We start from the raw sequence: 23,138 nt of genomic DNA, 5'->3' as shown, positions 1-23,138 counted from the left end.
GCACTGATGTTGATGTCGGACGAAGAGATCAGGGTCGCTGCGGCGCAGAAACTGGCCGACGAGCGCAGAACGCTGGCCAACAACCCTGAGACCACGCCCGCGGAGATCACCCCGGCCATCGAAGTCTTCAGCGCGAGCCTTGGCGGAGAGCCTCTCCGGAAGGTGGCGGTCATCGACGATCCGAACGGGCGCTACGGCTGGTGCAGCGATGGCGTCCGCCTCAAGGTGGCCGCCGACGGTGGTGCTCCCGTCTACGGCTGGACCATCTGGGAGTGGCCGCCCGGTCTGTTGACCGCCGAGTTTCACTGCGTCTGGAAGAGCCCCGACGGGGAGCTCTATGACATCACGCCAAAGCCGCTGCGCGAGCCCCACATCGCCTTCGTCGCCGATCCTTCCTATGCCGCAAATTTTGATTTTGATCGGAGGCCACGCAATCGGCGGGTGCGCAGCTACGAGCCCAGGCCGCGGGAGCCAGTTCTTGAAGCGCTGCGGGCCTCGCTGGTGGGCTCCAAGCGTGTCTACGAAGAAGGCCGCGCAGCCAAGGCGGGGTTGAGCTTGGACGCTTGGCTTGCGCGCAAGATCCCAACCGATCCGCTCCCGGAAGCGATCGATGCGTTCATCGTTCTGTGCGCCGCGTTTGAAGAACACTTCGACGCGCTGGGCTCAAGCGGGTTCGTACGGCCGGACGCTAAGTTCATCGCCCTCGCCAGGCAGCGTGCGACGGCGCAGGGGCGACTGCGCCAGCTCATGCTCGAGGCGCTGAGGTCCAACCGGGCGAGCCTCGAGTAGCTTCCCTCACGCTCGGCCGTCCCAAGGCGCGGCGACCTTTGGATATCCCGCCACCGAGGAGGACGATGGCGGACTGCGGAGCCCGTCTTTTGGCGTGGCCGAACCCCTAGCAGCGAGGAGCGAGGGTAGTTGAGGCGCTTGATCGAATCTCAAATGTTCTTCATTTGTTCATGGTCAATTCTGGGCGCAATGACTTGGGATTTGGCTTCGTCGGCGGTCAGGTTCGCGCCGCTCAGATAGCGCTTGGACACTGAATCTGGGTGTGATTCACTGGCCAGCACCAATTAGTGGGATGATGGCATGGCTGAAGAGTCCAGCAGGCGCGATTTTCTGGTCAGCATTCACCCCACCCACGTCGAGAAGATCGTGGAGGGCGTGAAGACCGTCGAGCTTCGCCGTCGTTTCTCCGAGGCGGTTGCGCCCGGCGCGATCATTCTGATCTACTCAACCAGTCCGACCCAAGCGATCGTCGGTTCGGCAAGCATCAGCGGCGTCCGCCGTCTGCAATTAGACGATCTGTGGGAACAGCATGGCGAAGCCGCCTGCATCGATCGTGAGACCTTCGACGGATACTTCAGCGGTCTGGACGAGGGCTACGCCATTCTTCTCGAAGATGTCCGCCCGTTCGCCCGACAAGTCGCGGCGGCGGATCTCAAGGAACAGTTTGGTTTCGTGGCGCCGCAATCCTTCATGTACCTTCGGCAGGAATACTATCCCCTGCTGAATCATGAGCGCGTTCAAGCTACTAATTGACACGAACGTCTTCATTGGACTGGAGGACCCCAAGCGGGTGGATCCGGCCCTGGCCGAGCTCGTGCGCAAGTGCGCCGAGTTCACGGTCGGCGTTTTCGTCCACGAGGCGGCGCTGGCGGATATCGGCCGAGACAAGGATGCGACCCGACGGGAAATTTCGCTCAGCAAGGTCCGCAAGTTTCAGGAGCTGAAAGCCCCCAAGCTTCCCGAGAAGGCGGCGCTGGAAGCCAAGTTCGGCGCTATTCGCAAGCCCAACGACGAAGTTGATGTTGCGCTGCTTCACGCCTTGGATCTCAAGGCCGTCGATCTTCTGATCACGGAAGATTTGGGGATCCACGGCCGGGTCAAGCTGTCGCCGCTGGCGAGCCAGGTACTGACCGTCGCGGATGCGCTCGCCTGGCTGCGTCGGACGTTCGATCCAACACCCGTGGCCTTGCCGCTGATCGAAGAGCGCAAGGCCTATGAGGTCGATCAATCCGACGAAATCTTTGACAGCCTGCGCGAAGGCTATCCCGACTTCAATGTGTGGTGGGGCAAGTGCGTTCAGGAGCATCGGCCCTGCTGGGTCGTGACCGTGGACAGCGCCTTGGCGGGGATCGTCGTGCGCAAGGACGAGCGTCGAACCGAGGCGGCTGTCACCCTTCCAGGCGAGAAGATCCTGAAGATCTGCACTTTCAAGGTGCGCCCCGAGTACCGCGGCGAGAAGCTGGGAGAACTCTTACTCAAGCAGGTCCTCTGGTACGCCCAGCGTAACGGCTATGATCTCACCTACGTCACCACCTACGCCAATCAGGAAACGCTGATCCGCCTTCTGGAGTACTACGGCTTCCTGCAGACCGCGGCCCATGCCGACGGCGAGCTCATATTCGAAAAGCCGCTTTCAAAGGAGCGTCTTGAGTGGTCGGAAGCGGGTCCTGACCTCTTCACGACGGTTCGCACGAACTATCCGCGCTTTGTCGCCGACGACCCGGCTCGTGTCTTCTGCGTTCCGATCCAAGGCGATTACCACCAGAAGCTCTTTCCAGAATTGGCGTTCGCCGCGCCCATGCCGCTCTTTCCCGATGAGCCTGCGCTCATCACGGGCGGACGCGATCGCACGCCCGGCAACACCATCCGGAAGGTCTATCTGTGTCGGTCCAAGACCAAGCTGGATCCGGGCGACGTCCTGCTGTTCTACCAGTCCAAGACCGGGGGGATGTTGTCGTCCCAAGCCATCACCAGCGTTGGCGTCGTCGAGCGTGTCTCGCAGACCGATGACGTGGAAGAGTTGGTGCGCCTGACGGCCAAGCGATCGGTTTTCTCGGAGACCGAGCTGCGCCAGATGGTGGCTGAGAGGGCTGCCCCCGTCCGCGTGATCGATTTCTTGCTCATCGGCCACCTGGACCCGACAGTGCCCTTGGCGACGCTGACCGGCGAGGGGGTCTTCAACGGCAGCCCGCCCCAGTCCATCTGTAGCCTTCCGACCGAACGCTTCGCCCCGATCCGTCGCCGCCTCGAACTAGGGTTCGAGGTGTGATGATGGCTCCGGTGGTGGCGATGTTTGGTCTCTCCGGCGTCGGCAAGGGCTGGATCGCCAGCCAGCTATCCGCCCAGCGCCCGGAGGTCCTACATCTGGAAGCCAGCGCCCTGATGCGCGCGGCTATGCGGACAACTGGCGAGGCGCTGAGAACCGCGCCCGCAGACGTGGTTCGTGATAACCAGGCCAAATTGGTGGCCACTTTCCAGATAGCCCGTGAGGCTGCCCCCGACCGGCCAGTGCTGTTCGACGGGCACAGCATCATCGACAACGATCAACAGCTCGTCGACGTCCCGCTCAGCGCTGTCGCCGGCTTGGCCCCCAACTTGGTCGCCTTCGTCCATGACGACCCCGTGGCCCTCCGCGCCCGCCGCCTCGCCGACGCCCGCTTCAGGCCCGATCGCAGTGTGGAAACTCTCGCCCACCAACAAGCGCGAGCCGAGGCTGTCGCCAGAAATTACGCTATCGAACTGAAGGTCCCGTTTCTCAGGCTCGAGGCCGGAGACTGGCGGGCTCTGAACCATGCCTTCGATGGGCTTGTGCGGCTCGGGTAAGGGGGCGGATCGTGCGCTGCATCTTCTGCGCCGAGGACTCGGCAGGCTCAAAGAGCCGAGAGCACATACTGCCTGAAAGCCTCGGCAACGTGGACCATTGGTTGGCCCCCGGCGTGGTCTGTGATCGCTGCAACAACTACTTTGCCCGGAAGGTGGAGGGGCCGCTCCTCAACTCGGACTTCTTCATTCATCTGCGCCACCGCCAGGAAGTCCGGAACAAGCGCGGCCTGCCCATTCCCGTGAAGGCGGTTTTCCCCGCCGCCAGGATGGCTGTCGCGTTGTACCAGACCGAAGACGGTCTTTCGGTCGAGCCGTGGCGACCGGAGGACAAAGATCGCCTCCTACAAGCGCTCTCATCTATTTCGTCTGGGCAGTTCTACGTGGTCGTGCCGGATCCGCCAGACACGCGCCTTCTCAGCCGTTTCGCCGCGAAGGTGGGTGTTGAGGTCTTGGCCGACCGCTTACTGCGCGAGGGTTTTACGACCGACCAAGTGCTTGACGTGTCTGAGCTCGCCGCCATCCGACGGTTCGCGCGTCAGGGGGATCAGCCGGCCGAATGGCCGATTCACCAACGCCGCATCTATGACGAGAACGCGCTCTTCGACGCGGAGGCCTACCAAGTGCTCCACGGGTTCACGATCCTGGCGACGCCTGCGAACGAGTATTACGCGGTGGTCTGTCTGTTCGGAGAGGAGCTGGCGATCAATCTCGGCGGGCCGACCACCGAAGGCTATGTCGAGTACCTTGAGGCGAACGACCATCGCAGTCCGCTCTACGAACCCGGTGAGCTGGAAACGATCCTCCGGAAGGACGTCTCCCGCTGACGAACGTCGGTCCCTTCGACGCTCTACAGTTCGTCATGGCCACGCGCGGCGAGCCTGGCGCTTCGCTCGGCGATCCGCGCCAGGGCCGATGTCAGGTAGGCCTCGGTCGTGCGGTCGAGCGAGACATGGGCGGGCGCCAGCTTGCGGGCTCGCCGAAGGTCGTGGGCTACAGCCAGCGCCTTCAGGCCGATCTTAAGAGCTGTCTCCGCGATCAGGTTTGGATGGTCCCACTGGTCCGCGAACTCTGCGTCCGCCGAGATCATTGCGCCGGCGTCGGCACGGACCACTCGGAAGTGCAAAACCTTGGTGGTCAGGTCCGTCCCAAGCGCCTGCCAGGCGATATCAGAGGGATATTCCTTCAACTCGGGGAGGCGTCTAGCAGACGCGCCCGCCCCACCCCGGGATGACCGGTAAGTGTCATGGTCGCCATACAGGCTGGCGCAGTCCCCCGCGAACTCCTCCAGCAACAAGGCTAGGCGAAGCGCCGAGAACGCCGCGGTCTTGTTGGCGGCGAGCCTTTCGCGCCACCACGGCGCGCCCTGAGCGATAAGACCGCTGATCACGCCACCGATGACGGACGAGCCCAAGATCAGGCCGATGATCTTTTCTTCTTCCATGATCGCACCCTAGCTAGGCCATTGAGGGGCGATCAATGGACGAGCGGCAGCAGCATCTTCAGCGCCGCGATGATCAAGGCGGTCATGCCCAGACGTGTGGCCCAGGCCACCCCCTTGCCCGTCCCCTCGATCTTGATGATCCCGAGGATGATTACAGTGATGCGGTCGCGCACGGACACCGCGGGCGACGGCGATTGGCTTGGCTTTCGGGGGAGGGACAATGCGGGATTCCTCAGCAACATGAATTGCGGAAATCCCTTCGGGTATGGGTGGCGAAACCGCCGTGTCGGTCAAGAGCGTCGTGTTGTGGAGCAGCGGATGCAACAGGGGGGCTACAGACCCCCTACGGACCACTTTTTCCACTTCCGAGACCGGTAAGCCATTGTCGTCATTGAAGAACAAATAGACGCATTTCCCTGTGGATATGTCGCCAATCTGCTGACATGGATCGTCCTAGGCGTGCTTCCCGGTCTCAGATGGCGGTGATGCGGGAGTTACTTCATCGCAGACGGATCCCTGCAGGCTTGGGGCTCCGCCCCGGGCGCGCTTCGAGCCGCCTTCCGCCCTGCTTCAGGCGCATTGCGCCTTGCAGCCGGGTCCCCGTGAAGGCAGCTACTCCGCTTGCACCCCCGGTCTCGCCGACGGGCGCCGATGCCCGGCCTTTGGCCTTGGCATCCGCGTCCTACCCTTTCGTGGCTAGGCAGGGATCAAGCCATCAGGGTTTGCCGCCACGCCCCTGGCGAGCAGCCGACGCTGCGCTTGAACGCCCTGGAGAGGTGACTTTGGTCGACGAAGCCACAAGCCAAGGCGGTCTCGGCGATACAGGCGCCTGAGGTCAGCATGGTTCTGGCCTTAGCGATGCGACGCTCGATCATCCAGCGGTAGGGCGAGACGCCGAAGGAGCGGCTGAAGGCATGGGCGAACTGGCTTTTGCGCACGCCGCAGAGCTGGGCCAAGGCCTCGATCGTTGTGCCCTCGGCGAGTGAGGCCTCCATCATGTCGCGGGCGGCGCGCATCTGCCATCGTGAGAGACCGCCAATCGTCGGACGCGTGGTCGCCAGATCGCCATGGCGAGCGCCCACATAGGTCGCGAACGACCACATGAACTGGTCGCCCCAAAGGGGATCCAAGGACTCTGGTTGCGCCACGAACGGCAGAGCCATCTTGGCGAACCGGGTCAGCACCGCGTCGTCCACGACGCCGGCGCCATACCCCAACTGCTCGATCGGACGCGCCCCCAGGTCCTCGGTCACCCGATCAAGGAACTCTCGGGTTAGCAGGATTTCCAGGGAGTGGCGCGGCGAGTGGTACGCATACCAGTCGACATCCGGCACGTAGTAGATCCGCGCCTGGCCGGCCTGGGTCGACATCAGTCTCGCCCGGCCGCCCATCGCGACTTCACTCGACTCCGGAGCAAGGCGGACGCTGACCGCGTAGACGTCGGTGCGCTGGGGCACGCGTCCACGCGGCGCGACCCGGGGGAGGTCGTAGCGCAGTTCAAACAGGTTGAAGTCGCCCGCGAAGACGCCTCTGGCCTGGAAGCGAGAAGGCGCGACACGGATGTCGACACCACCCACCTGAACAGCTCCTTCTGATCGCTCCACGTCCGCCTCGACCTTGGATATTCGCGGGTGAGCTTAGCGCGCCGCCGACTTGGCCTGAACCGACGTAGCCGCCTTTTCGACGACCTGTGCGACGATGGCCGGATTGGCGACATAGACCGCGTGGCTTCCAGGCGTCTCGGTGACGTCGGCCTGCGCTCGTCCAGCCATGGCGCGCTGCGCCGGCGGCGGGATCATCTTGTCGTCGGTGGCGACCAGATACCAGCTGGGCTTGGCCCGCCAGGCCGGCGTCGTTATCGCGCCCTGTAGAGCCGCGACGCCCCAAGGCACTTGCGAGTCCGCCATGAAGGCCGCATCCGCCGGCTTCACATCAGCGGCGAAGGAGGCGGCGAACTTGGATCGGTCGAGAAGGAGGTTTCCATCGACGGGCGGAAGGATCGGGGGGACTGGCGCGCCAGGCGGGGGATTGGCGATCAGCGAGGAGACCGACTCTCCAGCGTCCGGCGCGAAGGCGGCGATGTAGACCAGGCCCGCGACCTTGGGATCATTGCCGGCTTCGGAAACGACCACGCCGCCATAGGAGTGACCGACCAGGATCACCTTGCCCGGCGCGGCGGCGATGGCGCGCTTGGTCACGGCCACGTCGTCCGCCAGCGAGGTCGTGGGGTTCTGGACGACGGTCACCGGGTAGCCGTCCTTGGTCAGCTGGCGATAGACGCCCTGCCAGCCCGAACCATCAACAAAGCCCCCGTGAACAAGGACGATCGTCGGGCGCGCGGTCTCGGCCGCGGTCGCCATGGTGGCGGTGGCCAGACCGGCCGCCGTGGCCAGAATAGTCAGGGCTTTGGACATGAAGAGCTCCGTTGCTACTTGGGTGGCGACCGCTGCTTTTGCGGTCGGCGTAGCGTTCGGGTAGCTCACTGGCGAAGCTGGCGATTGGACGATGCTGCAGAGCGCGGACCTCAGTCGACGGTCGTCAGATCGCTGACCGTGATGATCTTGATCGCCTTTGAATGTGTCGTGCGCTCCAAAGCCTCGAGCATGTTGGCTGTCTTTTCGGCTTCTCCCGTCTGCGCATAGAACATGATGTAGGTCTGCTTGGGCGAGCCAATCGTGCTGCGAATCCGGCTGACTTCTTGCCAGGTGACGTCTTCGCGCGCCTTGGGGCTATAGAAGACCGCGAAGTCCCCCTCCGGGAGATCCAGGCCGCGCTTGCCGGTATCGCGTGTGATCAGCAGCAGCATGCCTGGTGTCGCCCTGAAGGTGGCCAACGCCGCGTCGTTGTCCTGTAGACTTCGCTCGCCATGCACGACCAGGAGGTTCCAACCTTGTCCCCGCAAGGCCAAGGCGGCGGCTTCCAGCACCCTGACATACCGGAAGAAGATCACGCCTCGCTCATCGGCATGGCGGGCTAGGATTTTTTCAAGCGCGGCGAACTTGGCGCCGAGTTTTGGTCGTCGAATAGGTGCGTCGGGCTTGTCTGGGATCGAGGCCTGGATCCTCTTCTCGGTCGTTCTCATGCGAGCGTCGAGTTCGCTGGTGAAACGGGTTGTCTCTTCGATCCGCCAAGTGACGCCTTCGGCCATATCCTCGTAGATGAAGTCAGGCAGATGGCTGAGAAACAACAGCCGTCCCAGCAATCCTTTCAGGGGGCCGTCGCCCGCCAGCTTGGGTCCGCCTGGAAATAGGCCCATGCGCCCGCTCAGTATGATGGGGAGTCTCGGAAGGACGTAGGTTGGATCGATCCACGCGCCGATGGCGCCGGAGATCCAATTGATCGTCAGGCTGACATCATCGTCGATCGCCTGGTCGAGGTCACGAACCTCTAGATCGTCGACCGCCACAAAAGCGAGTTCGGCATGAGGGATATAAGCCTCGTAGTAGCGCGGCGATATCGTCACATACTCGGGGTTCAGGGCCTCATCGAGGAAGCTGCGGAACGCGACCTGGGCGCTCACTTCTTGCCGGCGATCAAGCGACGCGCCGGGATCGGGTGAACTCGCCTCTGGCGTTGTCGCGCTCACCAAGAGCAGTCGGCAGTCGTCAGGGATTGCCGCCCGGAGTTCGGCGAAGGCCTCGTGGAAGCCGGCGACGACGCCCTTGGCCAAGTAGCGCAATGTGAGAAAGGCGTCGAACTCGTCGACAATAACCAGTCCGATGCTTGCGACCTGATCTTGAGGAACGACCCGGCGCTGGAGCCTCCGCGTCAGGAATTCCGGCATCCCGAAGACAATCGGCACGTGGTGAAACGCCGCCCGGACGAACCGGTCGTCCTGCCGTGGATCCGCGCCGACGATCGCAGTGGACGCGGTTGGATTAAGCCATCGCGACCGGGCATGGAGCTGGCTGAGAAGCGTTCTGCGCGGTGCTGTGATGACAACACGGGCGTCCGGCCGCGCCTGTTTGAAAAGCGCGGCGGTCATCCCGCAGATCACGGTCTTGCCCGTGCCGGTCGGCAAGGTGAGAACGGCGTTGTGGCCATTGCAAAGCTGGGTCGCGGCCTTAAAGGCAGCGGTCACTTGGTAGGTGCGGACCTCGTAGGGATTGAGCGACGCCCCTCTACCCAAAGCCTCTTTGAGGTATGCCCCGGCGGCTCGCCGGGCCAGCATCACTTCGCCTTCGGCGCCGGCGCTTTATAGGCCTTGTCGACATCGGCCTTCAATTTCGAGCCCACCAGGCAACCCCAAACCAGCAGGACAATTTGCAGGGTGATCATGATCCCGAAGAAGCCGTTGTAGAGGCCGACATAACCGCTGGGAAAGCTCACCTGTGCGGCGAGCCGAACGCCGTTGAAGAAGCAGAGTACGGCTACGCCGAAGCCGGCGATGATCGTGGTCATCACGAACGGTTGCCAGTTGTAGATCTCCACAAGTGCGAAGCGGCATTCTCGTCGTGCAGCGCGCTCAGAGTCGCCCGAGCCGCTGTTGACGTCCCACTTGGTGCGCAGTGCTTGCAGCTTGGAAAGCCAGTTGCCCAGGTGGATCGAGAACAAGCTCACCAAGAGTCCAAAAAGGCTCATCAGGGAGCCGGAGAGAGAGACCAGCGTGGTCGATTCCATGATCAGGCCTCGAGCTTGGCGATGAGGGGTTCGAAGAGTTGGGAAGGGATTTCGACGGTGCGTCGTCCAAGGCCCGCAGCCTTGACGACGGGAGGCGCCAGCGGCGGGTCAGCCTCGAAGATTTCCGCGACCATAACTGTCAGTTCGCGATAAGCGCCCGAGTCGAGCGAAACGGGCACGTAGCGAAGTGCGTCACCTCGGCCGAGGTTTTCTTCGACCTCCTTTTTCCGCTCATCGGTGGTGAGGGCGGTCAAAAGCGTCTGGCGAGCTTTCTTCCGCCAGTCGGAGTGCTGCTTTTCCAACAAGACGCGCGCGATGTAGGCGGCGCGACCGTAGGGGACGGAAAAGCCATTATAGATGCGCTCGGCGGTCGGTGGCTGATCACCGAAGAACAATGGCAGAAGCTTCTCCAGCCATGCCGTGTGCTGGTCGGTCATCGAGGTGTGGGTGACCTGGGCCGACATCCAGCCGATCACCTCCGCCACAGCGAATGCGGCTAGTTGCTCTCGCTTCTCTGGATCGTCCTTGAGCTGTTGAGCGATCACGTCGGTCAACCGCTCGATCAACGCGTCATCGATCTCGACTTCAAACTTCATGACGACCCGCCTCACACAAGGTGAAGCTAGGATTTGGTTGCATTTTCCGGAAAATGCAACCCGTGCGTGGATCGTCGTTCGAGGCGCCTAGGCAGCCATGGCTCTCGCCGCCAGCGATCGCGGATCTGGAAGCGTGGGGTCGATAAGCGGATCACCGATCTTCCGCGAGGGCAGGCGCGGCCACACCGGAGCGTCGACCCCGCTCCTGGCGATGATCAGCGCCGACAGCTTCTCCTGGGCCGTCCTCAGATGGCCCGTGATCAGCTTGGCGCGCGTGATGTAGCCGGCGTTCACCCCCGGCAGGCTGTGGTTCATCAGCAGGTGCATGTCGAGGTCGGAGAGCTCCGCCTCCTGACCCAGCGTCCTGTAGGTTTGCCGAAGGTCGTTGCCCCACTTGTCGAGGACCTCGCGCTTTTCCTTGTGCTCGACCATGTGCCCGTCCTCGCTCTCGCCGACGAACAGCCAGATGCGCGCCTGATCGGGGAGCAGTTCGCGACCCGCCCGCATGGCTCTGATCAGGCATCGGATCATTGGCCGTGAGAGCGGGATGTCGAAGGCCTTCTTCGCGCCGCCCTTGGGGCGCGGGATATGCAGGATGCGCTCGCGCAGGTTCAGGTCCGAGACCTTGGACTGCAGCAGCGCGCCTGGCCGGCTGCCCGAGAGCAGGGTGAAAAGATGAAACTCACGACGGACCTGGTGACGCAGGCGCCGAGCCTGGTCGAACCACCCAGGTAGATCGTCGATGCCCATGGCCGTGTCGCGTCGCTTTTCGACGTTCCAATCGACCGCGAGGGTCGGGTTCTCGGGGGGCAGGGACGGGTGGCTCTTGCGGGCGTGGTTGTAGATCGCCCGCAGGGTCCGCATCGTGCCATTAGCGGCGCTGGGTCCGTTGTTGGTCGTCAGCAGATCGTGGCGGGTCGCGACCTGCGAGGGATCCTCTCCGAGCTCCCGAAGGGGCTTGTCCAGCCAGTCGGCCAGCAATCGCTCAACGTGGTCCTCGTAGCCGTCGATCGTCGCTTCGCTACGATCCTTGCGCTCCAAGGCGGTCTTGTAGCGGGCCCAAGCCTGTCGAAGGGTCACGCCGCCGATGGGAATGACGGGAGGCGCAGCTTCGGCAGCCGCGGCCTGAGCGGCCGCCTCTTCCTCGCGGATCAGTTCGCCGCTCGCGATCTTGGCCAGAAGGGTCTTGGCCTTGACCCGGGCCTCTCGGACGCTCAGCTCGCCAGCGTACCCGATAGAGACTGTCTTGCCCCGGCGTTGGCCGTCTTCCCAGTACTCGCCCTGCACGACGAACGTCTTCCGCCGTGCGCCGACCACGAGCTGGAAGCCCTTCAAGTCAGTGTCGCGCACCGTGTACCGCTTGCCCGAAGGAGGCGGCAGTTGGGTGATCGCTCGGTCGCTCAGCGCAATCTTCAAATCCGCCATTTCGCCGCTCCAGCTACATCCCTCAAACCGAACTGCACTGGGTTTTGCACTGGGGTTTTGCAAACAATGGTCTACGGTTTGAATTACGATGTAACCCTAGCGCGTGCGACGAGCGGCGCCAATTTCTTTTTGATTACAAATGTTTGTAGTGTTCTGGCGTGCGATGGCGTAATTTCTGAGAACCGGCTCGGATCAACTACGAATCTGAGGGTCGGACGTTCGAATCGTTCCGGGCGCGCCATTTTCTCCCAAGCCTTTGATATCGACGCGGCGGCCGTGATCCGGCTCGGCGCGGGCGTTGGCGCGTTCGCCTCTCTGCTCTCTATTTCCCGTTTCGCGCGGACGTGGTTCTGGGCGTGACGACCAGGGCGCCGTCGGCGCGGGGCGTCACCTCGACCGGCAGGGCCGTGGGCAGGTTGGCCACGAAGGCTCCGGCCTGGTCGGCGCGGAAGCTGGCTGTCAGGCGCAGGTCGGCCACGGCGGGGCTGGCGACGACGCGGACGGTCGAGAAGCGGCTGATATCGCTGGCGACGTCGATCAGGCGGGCGGAGGCGTAGCTCAGGCGGCCGCGGCGCCAGTCGGCGATGGCTTCCGGATCGGCCAGGCGTGTCCGCCGCGTCTCGCGGGGGTCCAGCGTGACGCTGTCGCCTCGGGACAGGACGGCGTCGAAGGCCGGGCCGCCGGCGTCGCGACGCACCGCCACGCGCCCGCGCGCGACCGCCACGGCGATCTCGCCGCTCTCGGCGCGGCGTACCTCGAACCGCGTGCCCAGCACGGTTACCCGTGTCCGGTCCGCATCAACCTGGAACGGGCGTCCGCCCGCGTGACGGACATCGAACAGCGCTTCGCCCCGCTCCAGAACATAGCGGCGTCCGCCCAGCCAGCCGGTCGTCTTCAGGCGCGTCTCGGGAGCCAGGGTCACGAGGCTGCCGTCGGCGAGCGTGAGGGTCCGGACGGCGCGGCCGCTTTCCAGGATCGTCGGGCGGGCGGCGACGCCGACGCCGATCGCCAGGCAGGCGGCGAGGGGAAGGGCGACGGCGGCGGCCCAGCGCCAGGTCTGGCGACGATCTCGGACCGGTCGCCGGGCCAGGGCGTCGACGTCGCCGAGCGCCAGCATCAGGCGCTCGGCCTGGTCATAGGCCTGGGCGTGGCGCGGATCGGCCGCCAGCCATTGGCCAAGCGCCTCGGCGCGCTCGGGCGACAGTCGTTCGCCGAACACGGAGAGGGCCCATTCCCGGGCCTGGTCCTCGACGTCGCCGTCAGGCGCGGCGGTTGCGTTCACGTGACAATCCTCGAAAGTCTATCGGGCCGCCGGCGACGGCGCGCTGGCAGGCGGCGACGGCCTCGCCCACCGTCTTGCGCACCAACGCCTCGGAGACGCCGTTCTGGCGGGCGATCTCGGCGAAGCTTAGGCCGGCCACGCGGTTGTCGGCCAGGAACCGGCGATGGCGCGGCGGCAGGCCCTCGACCACGCGGTTCAGCACGTCCAGCTCCTGCTTGGCGATGATGGTCCGCTCGGCGTCCGGCGCGGCGTCGGGCTCGAGCGCCGGTGCCGACGCCGAGACCAGGCGATAGGCCATCTTCTGACGGCGCAGGGCGTCCCGCGCCAGGTTGATGGCCACGCGGAACACGAAGGCGCGCGGGCTTTCGTGCTCCTGGTCGGCCGGCCGTTCGCCCAGCTTGACGAAGGCCTGCTGCGCCAGGTCCTCGGGCTCGGGCGGCCCGGGGCCGAAGCGCGCGCGAAGGAACAGCCGCAGGTCCTCCCAGTCGTCGCAGTAGCTCTCACGGAACACCGCGCGCCGGCTCCAGGTCCACGCGCTCTCGTCGGCGCGCGGCCGTTGCGGTTTCGCCACGGCTCCTCCCATTCGTTATGCGCCGGTCTTTCGCCGACGATGCGGCCTCGCGGCCTGCCATTCAATGCGCCGGCAAATAAATCCCAACCGGGGAGGTTTTGTTGTGCGGATGAGGGAAGTTCATTCGTTGAACCATAATTGGTCTCAATTTTGAGCAATAAATTGCTTTGAAAATCGCATGTGACCGGTAACTTTTCCCTTTCTAATCCAAATTCGGCATGTTTATGTCGAATGAAGTGACACCGGTGTCCAACCGGGAAAGCGACGTTTTTCGTCGCGAGGGAGGGAGGCGGCCGCGTGCGAGCCCTGAGCCATATCGATCGCCCTGCGCGATGCGCCCCGGCCGGACGAGGCCGCGATGCGCGTTGACGGCGCCTTCGTGCAACCCCTTCTGGACTATTCGCGCAGCCTGGATCGCGAGCTGAACGATCTGTTCGTCGGCGCGCTGCTGCGCCGCATGCGCCAGGCGCTGCTGGACGGCCACAGCCTGGACGTGCCGCGGATCGGCGAACTGGCCGTCCGCCAGGCGCGCCCCTACGCCCTCGTCAATCCCATCAACGGCCAGACCCGCGAACTGGGCGGCGAGCGAACGATCCTGTTTCGCCCCGACCGGCAGCTGGTCCGAGACCTCAACGCCGCGCGGGGCGATCCCGATGTCGCCTGATCACCGCGCCTGGCCGACGCCACGGGCCGCCTGAAGCGGCCGCCATCCGGCGACGGGACGAAACAAAGAGCCCGCCGCCGAAAACCACGAAGCAAATTGGGGAGGAACCAAATGAACATCGATCGAAACAGGCGCCGGGGTCGGGCGCTGCTGCTCGCCGGCATCTCCACGGCCGCGTTCGCCGCCGCCGCGCCGGGCCTTGTCGCCGCCCAGACCGCCGCGCCCGCGCCGTCCGAGACCGTCAGCGAGGTGGTCGTCACAGGCTATCGCGCCTCCCTGCAGAGCGCGCTGAACCTGAAGAAGAACTCGGACGTGATGATGGACGCCATCAACGCCGAGGACATCGCCGACTTCCCCGACTCCAACCTGGCCGAGTCGCTGCAGCGCCTGCCCGGCATCTCGATCGACCGCGACAACGGCGAAGGCCGCACCATCAGCGTGCGCGGCCTGTCGGGCGACTTCAGCCGTGTACGGATCAACAACATGGAGGCGCTGTCGACGGGTGCGGCCAACGACGCCGGCTCCAGCCCCAACCGCTCGCGCGCCTTCGACTTCAACGCTTTCGCCTCGGAGCTGTTCAGCTCGGTCCGCGTGCGCAAGTCGTCCTCGGCGGAGGCCGACGAAGGCTCGCTGGGCGCGACGGTCGACCTGATCACCGGCCGTCCGTTCGACTACAAGAAGAGCCAGATGGCCTTCTCGGCCGAGGATTCCTATTACCAGAACGGCAAGAAGCACTCGCCGCGCATCACCGGCCTGTTCTCCGACCGCTGGTTCGACGGCAAGATGGGTGTGCTGGTCTCGGCCGCCTGGGCCAAGCGCAGCTCCGAGGACGACAGCTACAACCGCGGCACCGGCTCGTCGGACTACGTCTATCGCGGCTCGACCTGGACTGGCGACGAGCTGCCCGGCCGCGCCGGTTTCGCCGCGCCGACGGGTACGGTGTTCAGCGCCCTTATCCCGACCACCCTGACGGGTTCGGCGCTGGACGCCTACAAGGCCAATCCGGCCAACTACTACAATCCGATGGCCAATCCGGCCGCCTATGCGGCGATGACCGGCTCGGATCCGGCCGCCTACGCCAAGCTCTATCCGGGCTGCGCAGCCGTGGCCGCCCAAGCGGTGGCGGGCCTGACCCCGACGACGCCGGGCTGCAACAATTCGCTGATCCGCTTCCCGGCCCTGGCCTCGCTGAACCAGCGCAACGTCGAGACCGAACGCCTGGGCCTGACCGGGTCGTTCCAGCTGCAACTGGCCGAGCGCACGCGCCTGACCGTCGACGGCCTGTATTCGAAGTTCGACAGCGTCAGCACCAACTACCAGATCGGCGCGGTCGGCCTGAACCGCAACAACACCAACGCCAGCTACTCGTACGGCGCCAACGTCCCGACGGCCACGGCCCGCGCCGGCACGACGATGACGGACGCCCAGCTGCGCGGCCTGTATCCCGGAACCTGCACCTTCGCCGCCGAGACCGAGCTGTCGCCCGGCACCGACTGCGGCCAGGCGCTGAACGGCGCGGCCCCGGTGGCGGGCTACACCTACAGCTACAACCCCTACAATCTGGACGCCTACGACTACTACACCAACCCGCTGTCGCCCGGTTACGCCGGTCCGGCCTCGACCCTGCCATTCCGCGGCCAGCTGATCGGCCGTCCGGCGGTCAAGGTGCTGGACGCCGACGTGGTCGGCCAGAACGCCGAATATCTGAAGCTGGCCAATGTCGACTGGCGCTCGGGCGCGGACCGCGGCGCCTACACGACCGACTTCCGCCAGGTGTCGGTCAACCTGGACCACGAGTTCAGCGACAAGCTGAAGGCCCAGGTGTCGGTCGGGACCTCGCGTTCGGAGAACGTCAACGTCGGCACCCTGGTCGAGTTCAACGCCATGGACGTGCAGGGACCGTTCATCTTCGACGAGCGCGGCGCGACGACCATGCCCAAGTTCAATGTCGGCTTCAACGCCGCCGACCCGAGCCAGTGGGGGATCGTCAAGGGCTTCTCGGCCATGCGCAATTATCGGCGCACGACGATCAACGACTACAAGGGCGGCAAGATCGACCTGACCTACGATCTGGACGACAACTGGACCATAAAGACCGGTATCACCAAGCGTGAGTTCGAGTTCTCGACCGACCAGTATGAGCGCAACAGCGACCTGCTGAACCCGACCGAGAAGGAAGCCAAGGTCACCGTTGCATCGCTGGGCCAGGCGATTGAGTTCGGCGACGGCCTGGAGGTGCCGGAGGGCACGACGACCAGCTTCTTCGCGCCCAATCTCGAGGCGTTCAGCAGCGTCTTCGGCTTCGACTGCAACTGCATCAACAAGTACGGCGACTTCCGCATCACCCGGAAGCGCAACCGCACGGCCAGCTTCGGCGTGACCGAGAAGAACCTGTCGTACTACGCGCAGTTCAACTTCAACTACGAAGTCTGGGGCGGCCGCCGCCTGTTCGGCAACGTCGGCGTGCGCCAGGCGGAGACGGACGTCTTGGCCTATGGCGAGACGACCGCCGGCCGTCGCATCACAGGCGAGAACCACTACACCGACACCCTGCCGTCAGGGAACCTGACCTGGGAGGCCTACGACAACCTCTACATCCGCTTCGCCGCGGCCAAGGTCATGGCCCGTCCGCTGCTGGGCAACCTGTCGCCGGCCGTCACCGGCATCAGCATTCCGGGCGACGGTTCGTCGATCGGCGGTACGATCACGGTCGGCAACACCAAGCTGTCGCCGTTCCGCGGCAAGGCCTACGACATCGCGGCCGAGTGGTACTTCAACAAGGGCGGTCTGATCAGCCTGGCCTATTTCCGCAAGGACATCGACAGCTTCCCGCAGACGGTCTTCTACGAAGCGCCGCTATCGAACTTCCTGGACGCCGACGCCATCGCGGCCTTGAAGCTGCAGTTCCCGGGAGAGACCGGCGGCGACGTCTTCCGTCGCGCCTACATCGACGCCAACAACCCGGTCCTGGCGCGTCAGGTCCGCGACGCGCCCGGCGGCTACCTGCAGGGCTGGGAGTTCAACTTCCAGCAGGACCTGACCTTCCTGCCCTGGTACTTCAAGAACCTGGGCGTCCAGTTCAACATGACCAAGCTGGACACCAAGCTGACCTACATCCTCGACCCGGGCACGGTCGTCGCAGGCGCGGGCACGGTGACCAAGCCGCCGACCTACGGAACCGGTCCGTGGCTGGGCGCTTCGCCCAAGGGCCTGAACCTGACGGTCTATTACGAGACCGAGAAGTTCAACGCCCGCGTCTCGATGGCCAAGCGCGACGGCTATAAGACGACCTATCCGCTGACCTCGGGCAACTGTGACCCGGGCCTGCAGGCCAACGGTTCGGCTTGCGACAGCCCGCTGATCAACGAGTTCGGGGCCTCGGCGTCGACGACCAACGTCGACATGTCGGTGCGCTACTCGCCGCTGAAGCAGGTCAGCATCACCTTCGAGGCGCTGAACATCACGGACGAGAATGCGACCCGCTACAGCTACACCGACCCGGTGATCCAGTCGTACGGCGCCAGCGGTCCGAACTACCGGATCGGGGTCCGCTACAAGTTCTAGGCCGTCTCCCCCGAGATCGACGCCTTTCCTGGGGCCGCGCTGAGCGCGGCCCCTTTTTCTTGACCCTCGGTGCGTCATTCGGTCGCGGGTCGGCGGGCGCGAGCGCAACCGTTGAGGGTAAGGTCCTTGTCGCGAAGGTCCGGGCGCGCGTGAAGCCCCCGCCGCCGGCAAAATCGAGACAAATTGCCGCTCCGCCTCAGGTTGTCCCATTTACCGTAATTTAAGGTCGAGACCCACAAAGTTTCCACAGCCAAATATTTCGCATATCGGCGATATATATTTGTCGCGGGGGCGACTTTATTGTCTGACGTCGGATTAGGAACGATCTCGTTCGCCGGTGAGGTGACGATTTCGAATATCGGTGAAGCTCACGAGCAGCTCGGAGCCTTGCTCCGCGAGCAGGGTGGCGTCGTCATCGATGTCGAGGACCTGACCGAAACTGATCTGACATTCGTCCAACTCTTGGAATCTGCTCGTCGTAAGGCGAGCGAAAACGGCGTCGGCTTGTCGCTCAACAAGCCGGCCGCCGGCTCACTACTGGAAGTCCTGCGGCGCGGCGGATTCCTGGACGACGAAACCTCGGACCGCGCCCAGTTCTGGCTTCAAGGGGCAGCTCAATGACCGCGATCCTCACCGTCGACGATTCCGCCAGCATCCGTCAGGCGATCAAGATCGCCCTGAGCGGTGAAGGCTATGCCGTGACCGAGGCCGTCAATGGCCAGGACGGCCTGGACAAGGGCAGCGCCGGCGGCTTCGACCTGATCGTCACCGACCTGAACATGCCGATCATGGACGGCCTGGCCATGATCCGCGAGCTGCGCAAGCGCCCGGCCGGCGCGGGCGTGCCAATCTTGTTCCTGACCACCGAATCCGACGCCGAGATCAAGGCGCAAGCCAAGGCGGCCGGTGCGACCGGCTGGCTGACCAAGCCCTTCGATCCCGAGCAGCTGGTCCGGGTCGTCAAGAAGGTCCTCGCCAAGTGAGCGGCCAGGATCCCGTCGAGATCTTCCGCCAGGAAGCGCAGGAGCTGTTCGAGGACATCGAGCAGGGCCTGCTCGACCTGGCCCACCGTCCCGGGGATCGTGATCTGGTGGACGCCGTGTTCCGCGGCCTCCACACCCTGAAGGGCTCGGGCGCGATGTTCGGCTTCGACGCCCTCGCCGCCTTCACCCACCACTGCGAAACCGCCTTCGACCGCGTCCGCAAGGGCGAGGTCGCCGCGACGTCCGAACTGGTCGGCGCCGTCCTGGCCTGCCAGGACCACATGCGCGCCCTGGCCGACGGCCGGCCGGCCGAAGCGGCCGCCGGCGAGGCCCTGCTGGCCGAGCTGCACCGCGTGGTCGCCAGCGCCGGCGGTTCCACCACCGAGACGCCAGCCGCGTCCGCCGCCGCTGACCCGACCTCCGCCCCCGCCGCCCCGGGCCTCAAGACCTGGCGCGTGAAGTTCAGCCTGCCAGCCGACGCCCTGGTCAATGGCACCCGCCCGCTGCCCCTGCTGGACGAGCTGCGCGAGCTGGGCGAATGCACCGTCGTCGCCGTCACCGACGCCGTTCCCGATTTCGACGCCCTGATCCCGACCGAGTGCCATCTGGCCTGGGACGTGACCCTGGTAACCAAGCACGGCCGCGACGCGATCGAGGACGTCTTCATCTTCGTGATCGACGACATGACCCTGGACATCCAGGACATGACGGTCGCCCGGGCCTCCGTCGAGACGCCGGCCAAAGCCCCCGCCGAGATCGTCGCCGAGGCCGCGCCGCAAGCCGCCGCCGCCGCGCCGGTCGAGGCCGCCAACGAAGGCCGCGCCGCCAAGGCCAGCGGCGACACCGTCCGCGTCCCGGCCGAGCGCCTGGACGAGATGATGGACCGCGTGGGCGAGCTGGTCATCGCCCAGTCGCGCCTCAAGCAACTGGCGGCCAGCAGCAGCGACATCGCCCTGCGCGCCGTCGCCGAGGAGATCGAGCGCCTGGCCTCGGAAATGCGCGACACCATGATGGTCGTCCGCATGGTGCCGATCGCCCAGCTGTTCGGCCGCTTCCGCCGCCTGATCCACGACCTGGCCCGCGACACCGGCAAGTCGATCACGCTCTCGACCGAGGGCGAGGCGACCGAGCTGGACAAGACCGTCATCGAGCGCCTGGCCGATCCGCTGATCCACTTGATTCGCAACTCGGCCGACCACGGCCTGGAGACGCCCGAGCAGCGCCGCGCCGCCGGCAAGCCCGAAACCGGCCACATCGTGCTGGCCGCCCGCCAGTCGGGCGCCGAGGTGGTCATCACCATCACCGACGACGGCCGCGGCGTCGACCGCGCCCGCGTCCGCGCCAAGGCCGAGGAGAACGGCCTGATCCAGCCGGGCCAGGTGCTGAGCGACAACGAGCTGCTGCAGCTGATCTTCGCTCCCGGCTTCTCGACGGCGGCGGCGATCACCAATCTGTCCGGCCGAGGCGTCGGCATGGACGTCGTCAAGAAGACCATCGAGGGCCTGCGCGGCGCGATCGAGATCACCAGCACGCCGGGCCACGGCTCGGTTGTGTCGCTGCGCATCCCGCTGACCCTGGCCATCATCGACGGCCTGCTGGTCCGCGTCGGCAACGGCCGCTACGTGATCCCGCTGTCCTCGGTCGAGGAATGCGTGGAGCTCTCGGTCGAACAGGACATCCGCTCGGCCGGCCGCAGCCTGATCACCCTGCGCGACCAGCTGGTGCCGTTCATCCGCCTGCGCCAGATGTTCAAGACGGGCCCGGCGCCCGATCCGCACCAGAAGATCGTCGTGGTCTCCACGGGCCAGGAGCGCGTGGGCCTGGTCGTCGACCAGATCCTTGGCGACCACCAGACCGTCATCAAGCCGCTGTCGCCGTTCCACGCCGACGCCGGCGCCTTCTCGGGCGCGACGATCCTGGGTGATGGCGGCGTGGCCCTGATCCTCGACATCGGCAGTCTGGTGGCTGCCGGCCAACGCCACGACGCGCAGATGCGCGCTGCCAGCTGAAGAGGGGCCCGGACATGACCACCGAACTTCCGACCGGCCCGATCGAGGCCCTGACCTTCGACCTGCGCGGCGAGACCTTCGCCCTCGAGGCCGGCCTCGTGCGCGAGGTGCTGGACCTGCTGCCCGAGACCGACGTGCCGGGCGCGCCGCCGTTCGTCGGCGCCGTGATCAACTTCCGTGGCCGGGTCATCCCGCTGGTCGACCTGCGCGTCGCCTTCGACATGGAGACCGCCGAGCCGACGATCGACAGCCGCATTGTCGTGATCGAGCACGACCTGGACGGCGAGCCGACCCTGATCGGCCTGCGCGCCGACAAGGTTCACGAAGTCACCTCCATCGCCCACGACATCACCGAGGACGCCCCTCGCGTCGGCCTGAAGTGGCGCGCGGACTTCATTCGCCTGCTGGCGCGCCGGGACGGCGACGTGATCGTCATCCCCGACCTCGACCAGATCTTCGCGGCGCGCGGCCAGACCGCCGTCGTCACCCCCATCAACGCGCCGCAAGCCTGAGCTGGACTTTCAACATGCGCTTCACGATCAAACTCAAGCTCGGCCTGGCCTTCGGTCTGCTCATCGTCCTGATGACGGCCTCGACGCTGCTGGGCATCAACGCGCTCAACAAGATCAACTCGGCCCAGACCGCGATGATCGTCGGCCCGATGGCGCAGCTGCAACGCGCCCAGGCCGCCAACATCGCCCTGCTGCAGATCACCCGCGCCCAGAAGAACATGGGCCTGGCCACCGACAACGAAGAGCTGCGCAGCCAGAACGCGAAGGCCGAGAAGCAGCGCAAGGTCGTCCAGTCGCTGATCGACGAGGGCATCGCCAAGACCAACAGCGAGGAAGGCAAGGCCAAGTGGACCGCGCTGAACCAGGACTGGGAGGGCTATGCCGCCATCGACCTGAAGATGCGCGAGGCCATGATGGCGGGGCGCCGCGCCGAGGGCGTGGCCATGATGTCGACCGTCCAGCGTCCGCTGACCAACGCCGTCACTCAGCGCGTCGATGATCTGGTCGCCCACAACACCGAACTGCTGAAGGCGGCCGACGAGGAAGGCAACCAGACCTTCGCCGCCGCGCGCAATTTCCTGATCGCCGTCATCATCGGCTCGCTGCTGATCGCCGGCGCCGCCGCGGCCTGGATCTCGATCACCATCAGCAGGGGCCTGAGCAAGGTCGCCGACCTAGCCAACGCCGTCGCCCTGGGCGACCTGGACCAGCGCGTCAACATCACGACCAACGACGAGATCAAGGACCTGGTCGACACGGTCAACCGCATGACCGAGAACCTGCGCGCCACCGCCGCCGTCGCCGACAAGGTGGCCGACGGCGACCTGACCGTCGAAACCAAGCCGCTGTCGGACAGGGACACGCTGGGCATCGCCCTGGAACGCATGGTCGAGCGCCTGCGCGGCGTGGTCTCGGACGCCATCTCGGCCTCGGAGAACGTCTCGGCGGGCAGCCAGGAGCTGTCGGCCGCCTCGGAGCAGGTCTCGCAAGGCGCCACCGAACAGGCCTCGTCGGCCGAAGAGGCTTCGGCCTCGATGGAAGAGATGGCCTCGAACATCAAGCAGAACGCCGACAACGCCGCCCAGACCGAGAAGATCGCTCGCCAGTCGGCCCAGGACGCCGAAGTGTCGGGTGAAGCGGTCAACCGCGCCGTCGACGCCATGCAGACGATCGCCGAGAAGATCGCGATCGTGCAGGAAATCGCCCGCCAGACCGACCTGCTGGCCCTGAACGCCGCCGTCGAGGCCGCTCGCGCCGGCGAACATGGCCGTGGCTTCGCTGTGGTCGCCTCGGAAGTCCGCAAGCTGGCCGAGCGCTCGCAGAGCGCCGCCACCGAGATCAGCGCCGTGTCGTCCGAGACGGTCAAGGCCGCCCAGTCGGCCGGCGACATGCTGACCAGCCTGGTCCCGAACATTCGCAAGACCGCCGAGCTGGTCTCCGAGATCAGCGCCGCCTGCCGCGAGCAGGACATCGGCGCCTCGCAGATCAACGAGGCCATCCAGCAGTTGGATAAGGTCACCCAGCAGAACGCCTCGGCGTCCGAGCAGATGTCGGCCACCTCGGAAGAGCTCGCCGCTCAGGCCGAAGAGCTGCAGGCCTCGATCGCCTACTTCCGCCTGTCGAACGGCGGGCAGGGCGCGCGCAAGCCGACCGCTCCGGTCGTGCGCCTGCCGGCCCGCGCCGCCGCCAAGCCGACCGCGCCGAAGACCGCCGCTCGCAAGGCGCCGCGCGCCGTCGCCGCCCAGCAGGCTCGCGCCCAGGGCTTCGCCCTGGACCTGAGCCAGGGCGGCCCGGACGCCGACGACCGCGAATTCACCGAATACTGACCCTCGACCCCGCTCACGCCGAAGGATCACGAC

22 protein-coding genes are annotated in these 23,138 nt (G+C 65.5%); 12 read left to right on the top strand and 10 right to left on the bottom strand.

Annotated elements, in window-relative coordinates:
- Positions 1–6: 6 nt before the first annotated feature.
- From K8940_RS20840 to K8940_RS20820, 5 genes are all read left to right on the top strand, one after another.
- Positions 7–789: a hypothetical protein gene (locus K8940_RS20840; protein ID WP_223391957.1), complete on the top strand. Its 783-nt coding sequence runs from the start codon at positions 7–9 to the stop codon at positions 787–789.
- A gap of 300 nt (positions 790–1,089) precedes the next feature.
- The gene (locus tag K8940_RS20835) at positions 1,090–1,542 is read left to right on the top strand and encodes an ASCH domain-containing protein (protein ID WP_223391956.1); all 453 of its coding nucleotides are present in this window, start codon (positions 1,090–1,092) and stop codon (positions 1,540–1,542) included.
- Positions 1,517–3,058 (top strand): GNAT family N-acetyltransferase, encoded by a 1,542-nt coding sequence (locus tag K8940_RS20830; RefSeq protein WP_223391955.1) that lies wholly within the window; start codon positions 1,517–1,519, stop codon positions 3,056–3,058. The genes K8940_RS20835 and K8940_RS20830 overlap by 26 nt, the downstream gene beginning before the upstream one ends.
- Before the next feature lie 2 nt (positions 3,059–3,060).
- The gene (locus K8940_RS20825; protein WP_223391954.1) at positions 3,061–3,612 is read left to right on the top strand and encodes an ATP-binding protein; all 552 of its coding nucleotides are present in this window, start codon (positions 3,061–3,063) and stop codon (positions 3,610–3,612) included.
- 11 nt (positions 3,613–3,623) lie between these two features.
- Positions 3,624–4,436 carry an HNH endonuclease gene (locus tag K8940_RS20820; protein ID WP_223391953.1) on the top strand — a complete coding sequence of 271 codons (813 nt, stop codon included), beginning with the start codon at positions 3,624–3,626 and terminating at the stop codon, positions 4,434–4,436.
- A gap of 23 nt (positions 4,437–4,459) precedes the next feature.
- Here K8940_RS20820 and K8940_RS20815 read toward each other — a convergent pair whose 3' ends face one another.
- The 10 genes from K8940_RS20815 to K8940_RS20770 all read right to left on the bottom strand — a co-directional run bounded on the left by K8940_RS20815 (position 4,460) and on the right by K8940_RS20770 (position 13,547).
- Positions 4,460–5,053: a hypothetical protein gene (locus K8940_RS20815; protein ID WP_223391952.1), complete on the bottom strand. Its 594-nt coding sequence runs from the start codon at positions 5,051–5,053 to the stop codon at positions 4,460–4,462.
- A 32-nt stretch (positions 5,054–5,085) separates the two neighbouring features.
- Complete coding sequence (locus K8940_RS20810) at positions 5,086–5,232, bottom strand: hypothetical protein (RefSeq protein ID WP_223391951.1); 147 nt, start codon at positions 5,230–5,232, stop codon at positions 5,086–5,088.
- Between the two features lie 528 nt (positions 5,233–5,760).
- On the bottom strand, positions 5,761–6,630 hold the full coding sequence (locus tag K8940_RS20805; RefSeq protein WP_223391950.1) for a helix-turn-helix domain-containing protein: 870 nt from the start codon (positions 6,628–6,630) through the stop codon (positions 5,761–5,763).
- 60 nt (positions 6,631–6,690) lie between these two features.
- Entirely contained in the window at positions 6,691–7,467 is a 777-nt protein-coding gene (locus K8940_RS20800; RefSeq protein WP_223391949.1) for an alpha/beta hydrolase, read from the bottom strand.
- Positions 7,468–7,577: 110 nt separating this feature from the next.
- Positions 7,578–9,224 carry a DEAD/DEAH box helicase gene (locus K8940_RS20795; RefSeq protein WP_223391948.1) on the bottom strand — a complete coding sequence of 549 codons (1,647 nt, stop codon included), beginning with the start codon at positions 9,222–9,224 and terminating at the stop codon, positions 7,578–7,580.
- Positions 9,224–9,673 carry a hypothetical protein gene (locus tag K8940_RS20790; RefSeq protein WP_223391947.1) on the bottom strand — a complete coding sequence of 150 codons (450 nt, stop codon included), beginning with the start codon at positions 9,671–9,673 and terminating at the stop codon, positions 9,224–9,226. The genes K8940_RS20795 and K8940_RS20790 overlap by 1 nt, the downstream gene beginning before the upstream one ends.
- 2 nt (positions 9,674–9,675) lie before the next feature.
- Entirely contained in the window at positions 9,676–10,269 is a 594-nt protein-coding gene (locus tag K8940_RS20785) for a hypothetical protein (RefSeq protein ID WP_223391946.1), read from the bottom strand.
- Between the two features lie 87 nt (positions 10,270–10,356).
- A complete protein-coding gene (locus K8940_RS20780; RefSeq protein ID WP_223391945.1) occupies positions 10,357–11,694 on the bottom strand; it encodes an integrase family protein in 1,338 nt (445 codons plus the stop codon).
- Positions 11,695–12,016: 322 nt separating this feature from the next.
- Positions 12,017–12,976, bottom strand: coding sequence for a FecR family protein (locus K8940_RS20775; protein WP_223391944.1), 960 nt, complete (start codon positions 12,974–12,976; stop codon positions 12,017–12,019).
- On the bottom strand, positions 12,954–13,547 hold the full coding sequence (locus tag K8940_RS20770; protein WP_223391943.1) for an RNA polymerase sigma factor: 594 nt from the start codon (positions 13,545–13,547) through the stop codon (positions 12,954–12,956). Before K8940_RS20770 ends, K8940_RS20775 begins: the two co-directional genes overlap by 23 nt.
- A 358-nt stretch (positions 13,548–13,905) precedes the next feature.
- Between K8940_RS20770 and K8940_RS20765 the strand changes: the two genes are divergently transcribed.
- From K8940_RS20765 to K8940_RS20735, 7 genes are all read left to right on the top strand, one after another.
- Positions 13,906–14,211 (top strand): HU family DNA-binding protein, encoded by a 306-nt coding sequence (locus tag K8940_RS20765; protein ID WP_223391942.1) that lies wholly within the window; start codon positions 13,906–13,908, stop codon positions 14,209–14,211.
- Positions 14,212–14,322: 111 nt separating this feature from the next.
- Complete coding sequence (locus K8940_RS20760) at positions 14,323–17,775, top strand: TonB-dependent receptor domain-containing protein (protein WP_223391941.1); 3,453 nt, start codon at positions 14,323–14,325, stop codon at positions 17,773–17,775.
- Between the two features lie 300 nt (positions 17,776–18,075).
- The gene (locus K8940_RS20755) at positions 18,076–18,396 is read left to right on the top strand and encodes a lipid asymmetry maintenance protein MlaB (protein ID WP_223391940.1); all 321 of its coding nucleotides are present in this window, start codon (positions 18,076–18,078) and stop codon (positions 18,394–18,396) included.
- Positions 18,393–18,758, top strand: coding sequence for a response regulator (locus K8940_RS20750; RefSeq protein WP_223391939.1), 366 nt, complete (start codon positions 18,393–18,395; stop codon positions 18,756–18,758). The genes K8940_RS20755 and K8940_RS20750 overlap by 4 nt, the downstream gene beginning before the upstream one ends.
- Positions 18,755–20,767: a chemotaxis protein CheA gene (locus K8940_RS20745; protein ID WP_223391938.1), complete on the top strand. Its 2,013-nt coding sequence runs from the start codon at positions 18,755–18,757 to the stop codon at positions 20,765–20,767. The genes K8940_RS20750 and K8940_RS20745 overlap by 4 nt, the downstream gene beginning before the upstream one ends.
- A 14-nt stretch (positions 20,768–20,781) precedes the next feature.
- A complete protein-coding gene (locus K8940_RS20740; RefSeq protein ID WP_223391937.1) occupies positions 20,782–21,279 on the top strand; it encodes a chemotaxis protein CheW in 498 nt (165 codons plus the stop codon).
- Positions 21,280–21,293: 14 nt separating this feature from the next.
- The gene (locus K8940_RS20735) at positions 21,294–23,105 is read left to right on the top strand and encodes a methyl-accepting chemotaxis protein (RefSeq protein WP_223391936.1); all 1,812 of its coding nucleotides are present in this window, start codon (positions 21,294–21,296) and stop codon (positions 23,103–23,105) included.
- Positions 23,106–23,138 lie beyond the last annotated feature (33 nt).

The sequence above is a fragment of the Caulobacter segnis genome (assembly GCF_019931575.1).
Classification (GTDB): Bacteria; Pseudomonadota; Alphaproteobacteria; order Caulobacterales; family Caulobacteraceae; genus Caulobacter; species Caulobacter segnis_C.
Note: the sequence above shows the minus strand (reverse complement) of the source record. Positions and strands in the feature narration are given on the sequence as shown.

Bases quoted from the DNA above. Each gene is read 5' to 3' on its own strand.
- K8940_RS20750 (WP_223391939.1), top strand. From the start codon at position 18,393: ATGACCGCGATCCTCACCGTCGACGATTCCGCCAGCATCCGTCAGGCG.
- K8940_RS20780 (WP_223391945.1), bottom strand. From the start codon at position 11,694: ATGGCGGATTTGAAGATTGCGCTGAGCGACCGAGCGATCACCCAACTG.
- K8940_RS20740 (WP_223391937.1), top strand. From the start codon at position 20,782: ATGACCACCGAACTTCCGACCGGCCCGATCGAGGCCCTGACCTTCGAC.
- K8940_RS20735 (WP_223391936.1), top strand. From the start codon at position 21,294: ATGCGCTTCACGATCAAACTCAAGCTCGGCCTGGCCTTCGGTCTGCTC.
- K8940_RS20760 (WP_223391941.1), top strand. From the start codon at position 14,323: ATGAACATCGATCGAAACAGGCGCCGGGGTCGGGCGCTGCTGCTCGCC.
- K8940_RS20765 (WP_223391942.1), top strand. From the start codon at position 13,906: ATGCGCGTTGACGGCGCCTTCGTGCAACCCCTTCTGGACTATTCGCGC.
- K8940_RS20840 (WP_223391957.1), top strand. From the start codon at position 7: ATGTTGATGTCGGACGAAGAGATCAGGGTCGCTGCGGCGCAGAAACTG.
- K8940_RS20825 (WP_223391954.1), top strand. From the start codon at position 3,061: ATGGCTCCGGTGGTGGCGATGTTTGGTCTCTCCGGCGTCGGCAAGGGC.
- K8940_RS20785 (WP_223391946.1), bottom strand. From the start codon at position 10,269: ATGAAGTTTGAAGTCGAGATCGATGACGCGTTGATCGAGCGGTTGACC.
- K8940_RS20830 (WP_223391955.1), top strand. From the start codon at position 1,517: ATGAGCGCGTTCAAGCTACTAATTGACACGAACGTCTTCATTGGACTG.
- K8940_RS20790 (WP_223391947.1), bottom strand. From the start codon at position 9,673: ATGGAATCGACCACGCTGGTCTCTCTCTCCGGCTCCCTGATGAGCCTT.
- K8940_RS20815 (WP_223391952.1), bottom strand. From the start codon at position 5,053: ATGGAAGAAGAAAAGATCATCGGCCTGATCTTGGGCTCGTCCGTCATC.
- K8940_RS20795 (WP_223391948.1), bottom strand. From the start codon at position 9,224: ATGCTGGCCCGGCGAGCCGCCGGGGCATACCTCAAAGAGGCTTTGGGT.
- K8940_RS20800 (WP_223391949.1), bottom strand. From the start codon at position 7,467: ATGTCCAAAGCCCTGACTATTCTGGCCACGGCGGCCGGTCTGGCCACC.
- K8940_RS20835 (WP_223391956.1), top strand. From the start codon at position 1,090: ATGGCTGAAGAGTCCAGCAGGCGCGATTTTCTGGTCAGCATTCACCCC.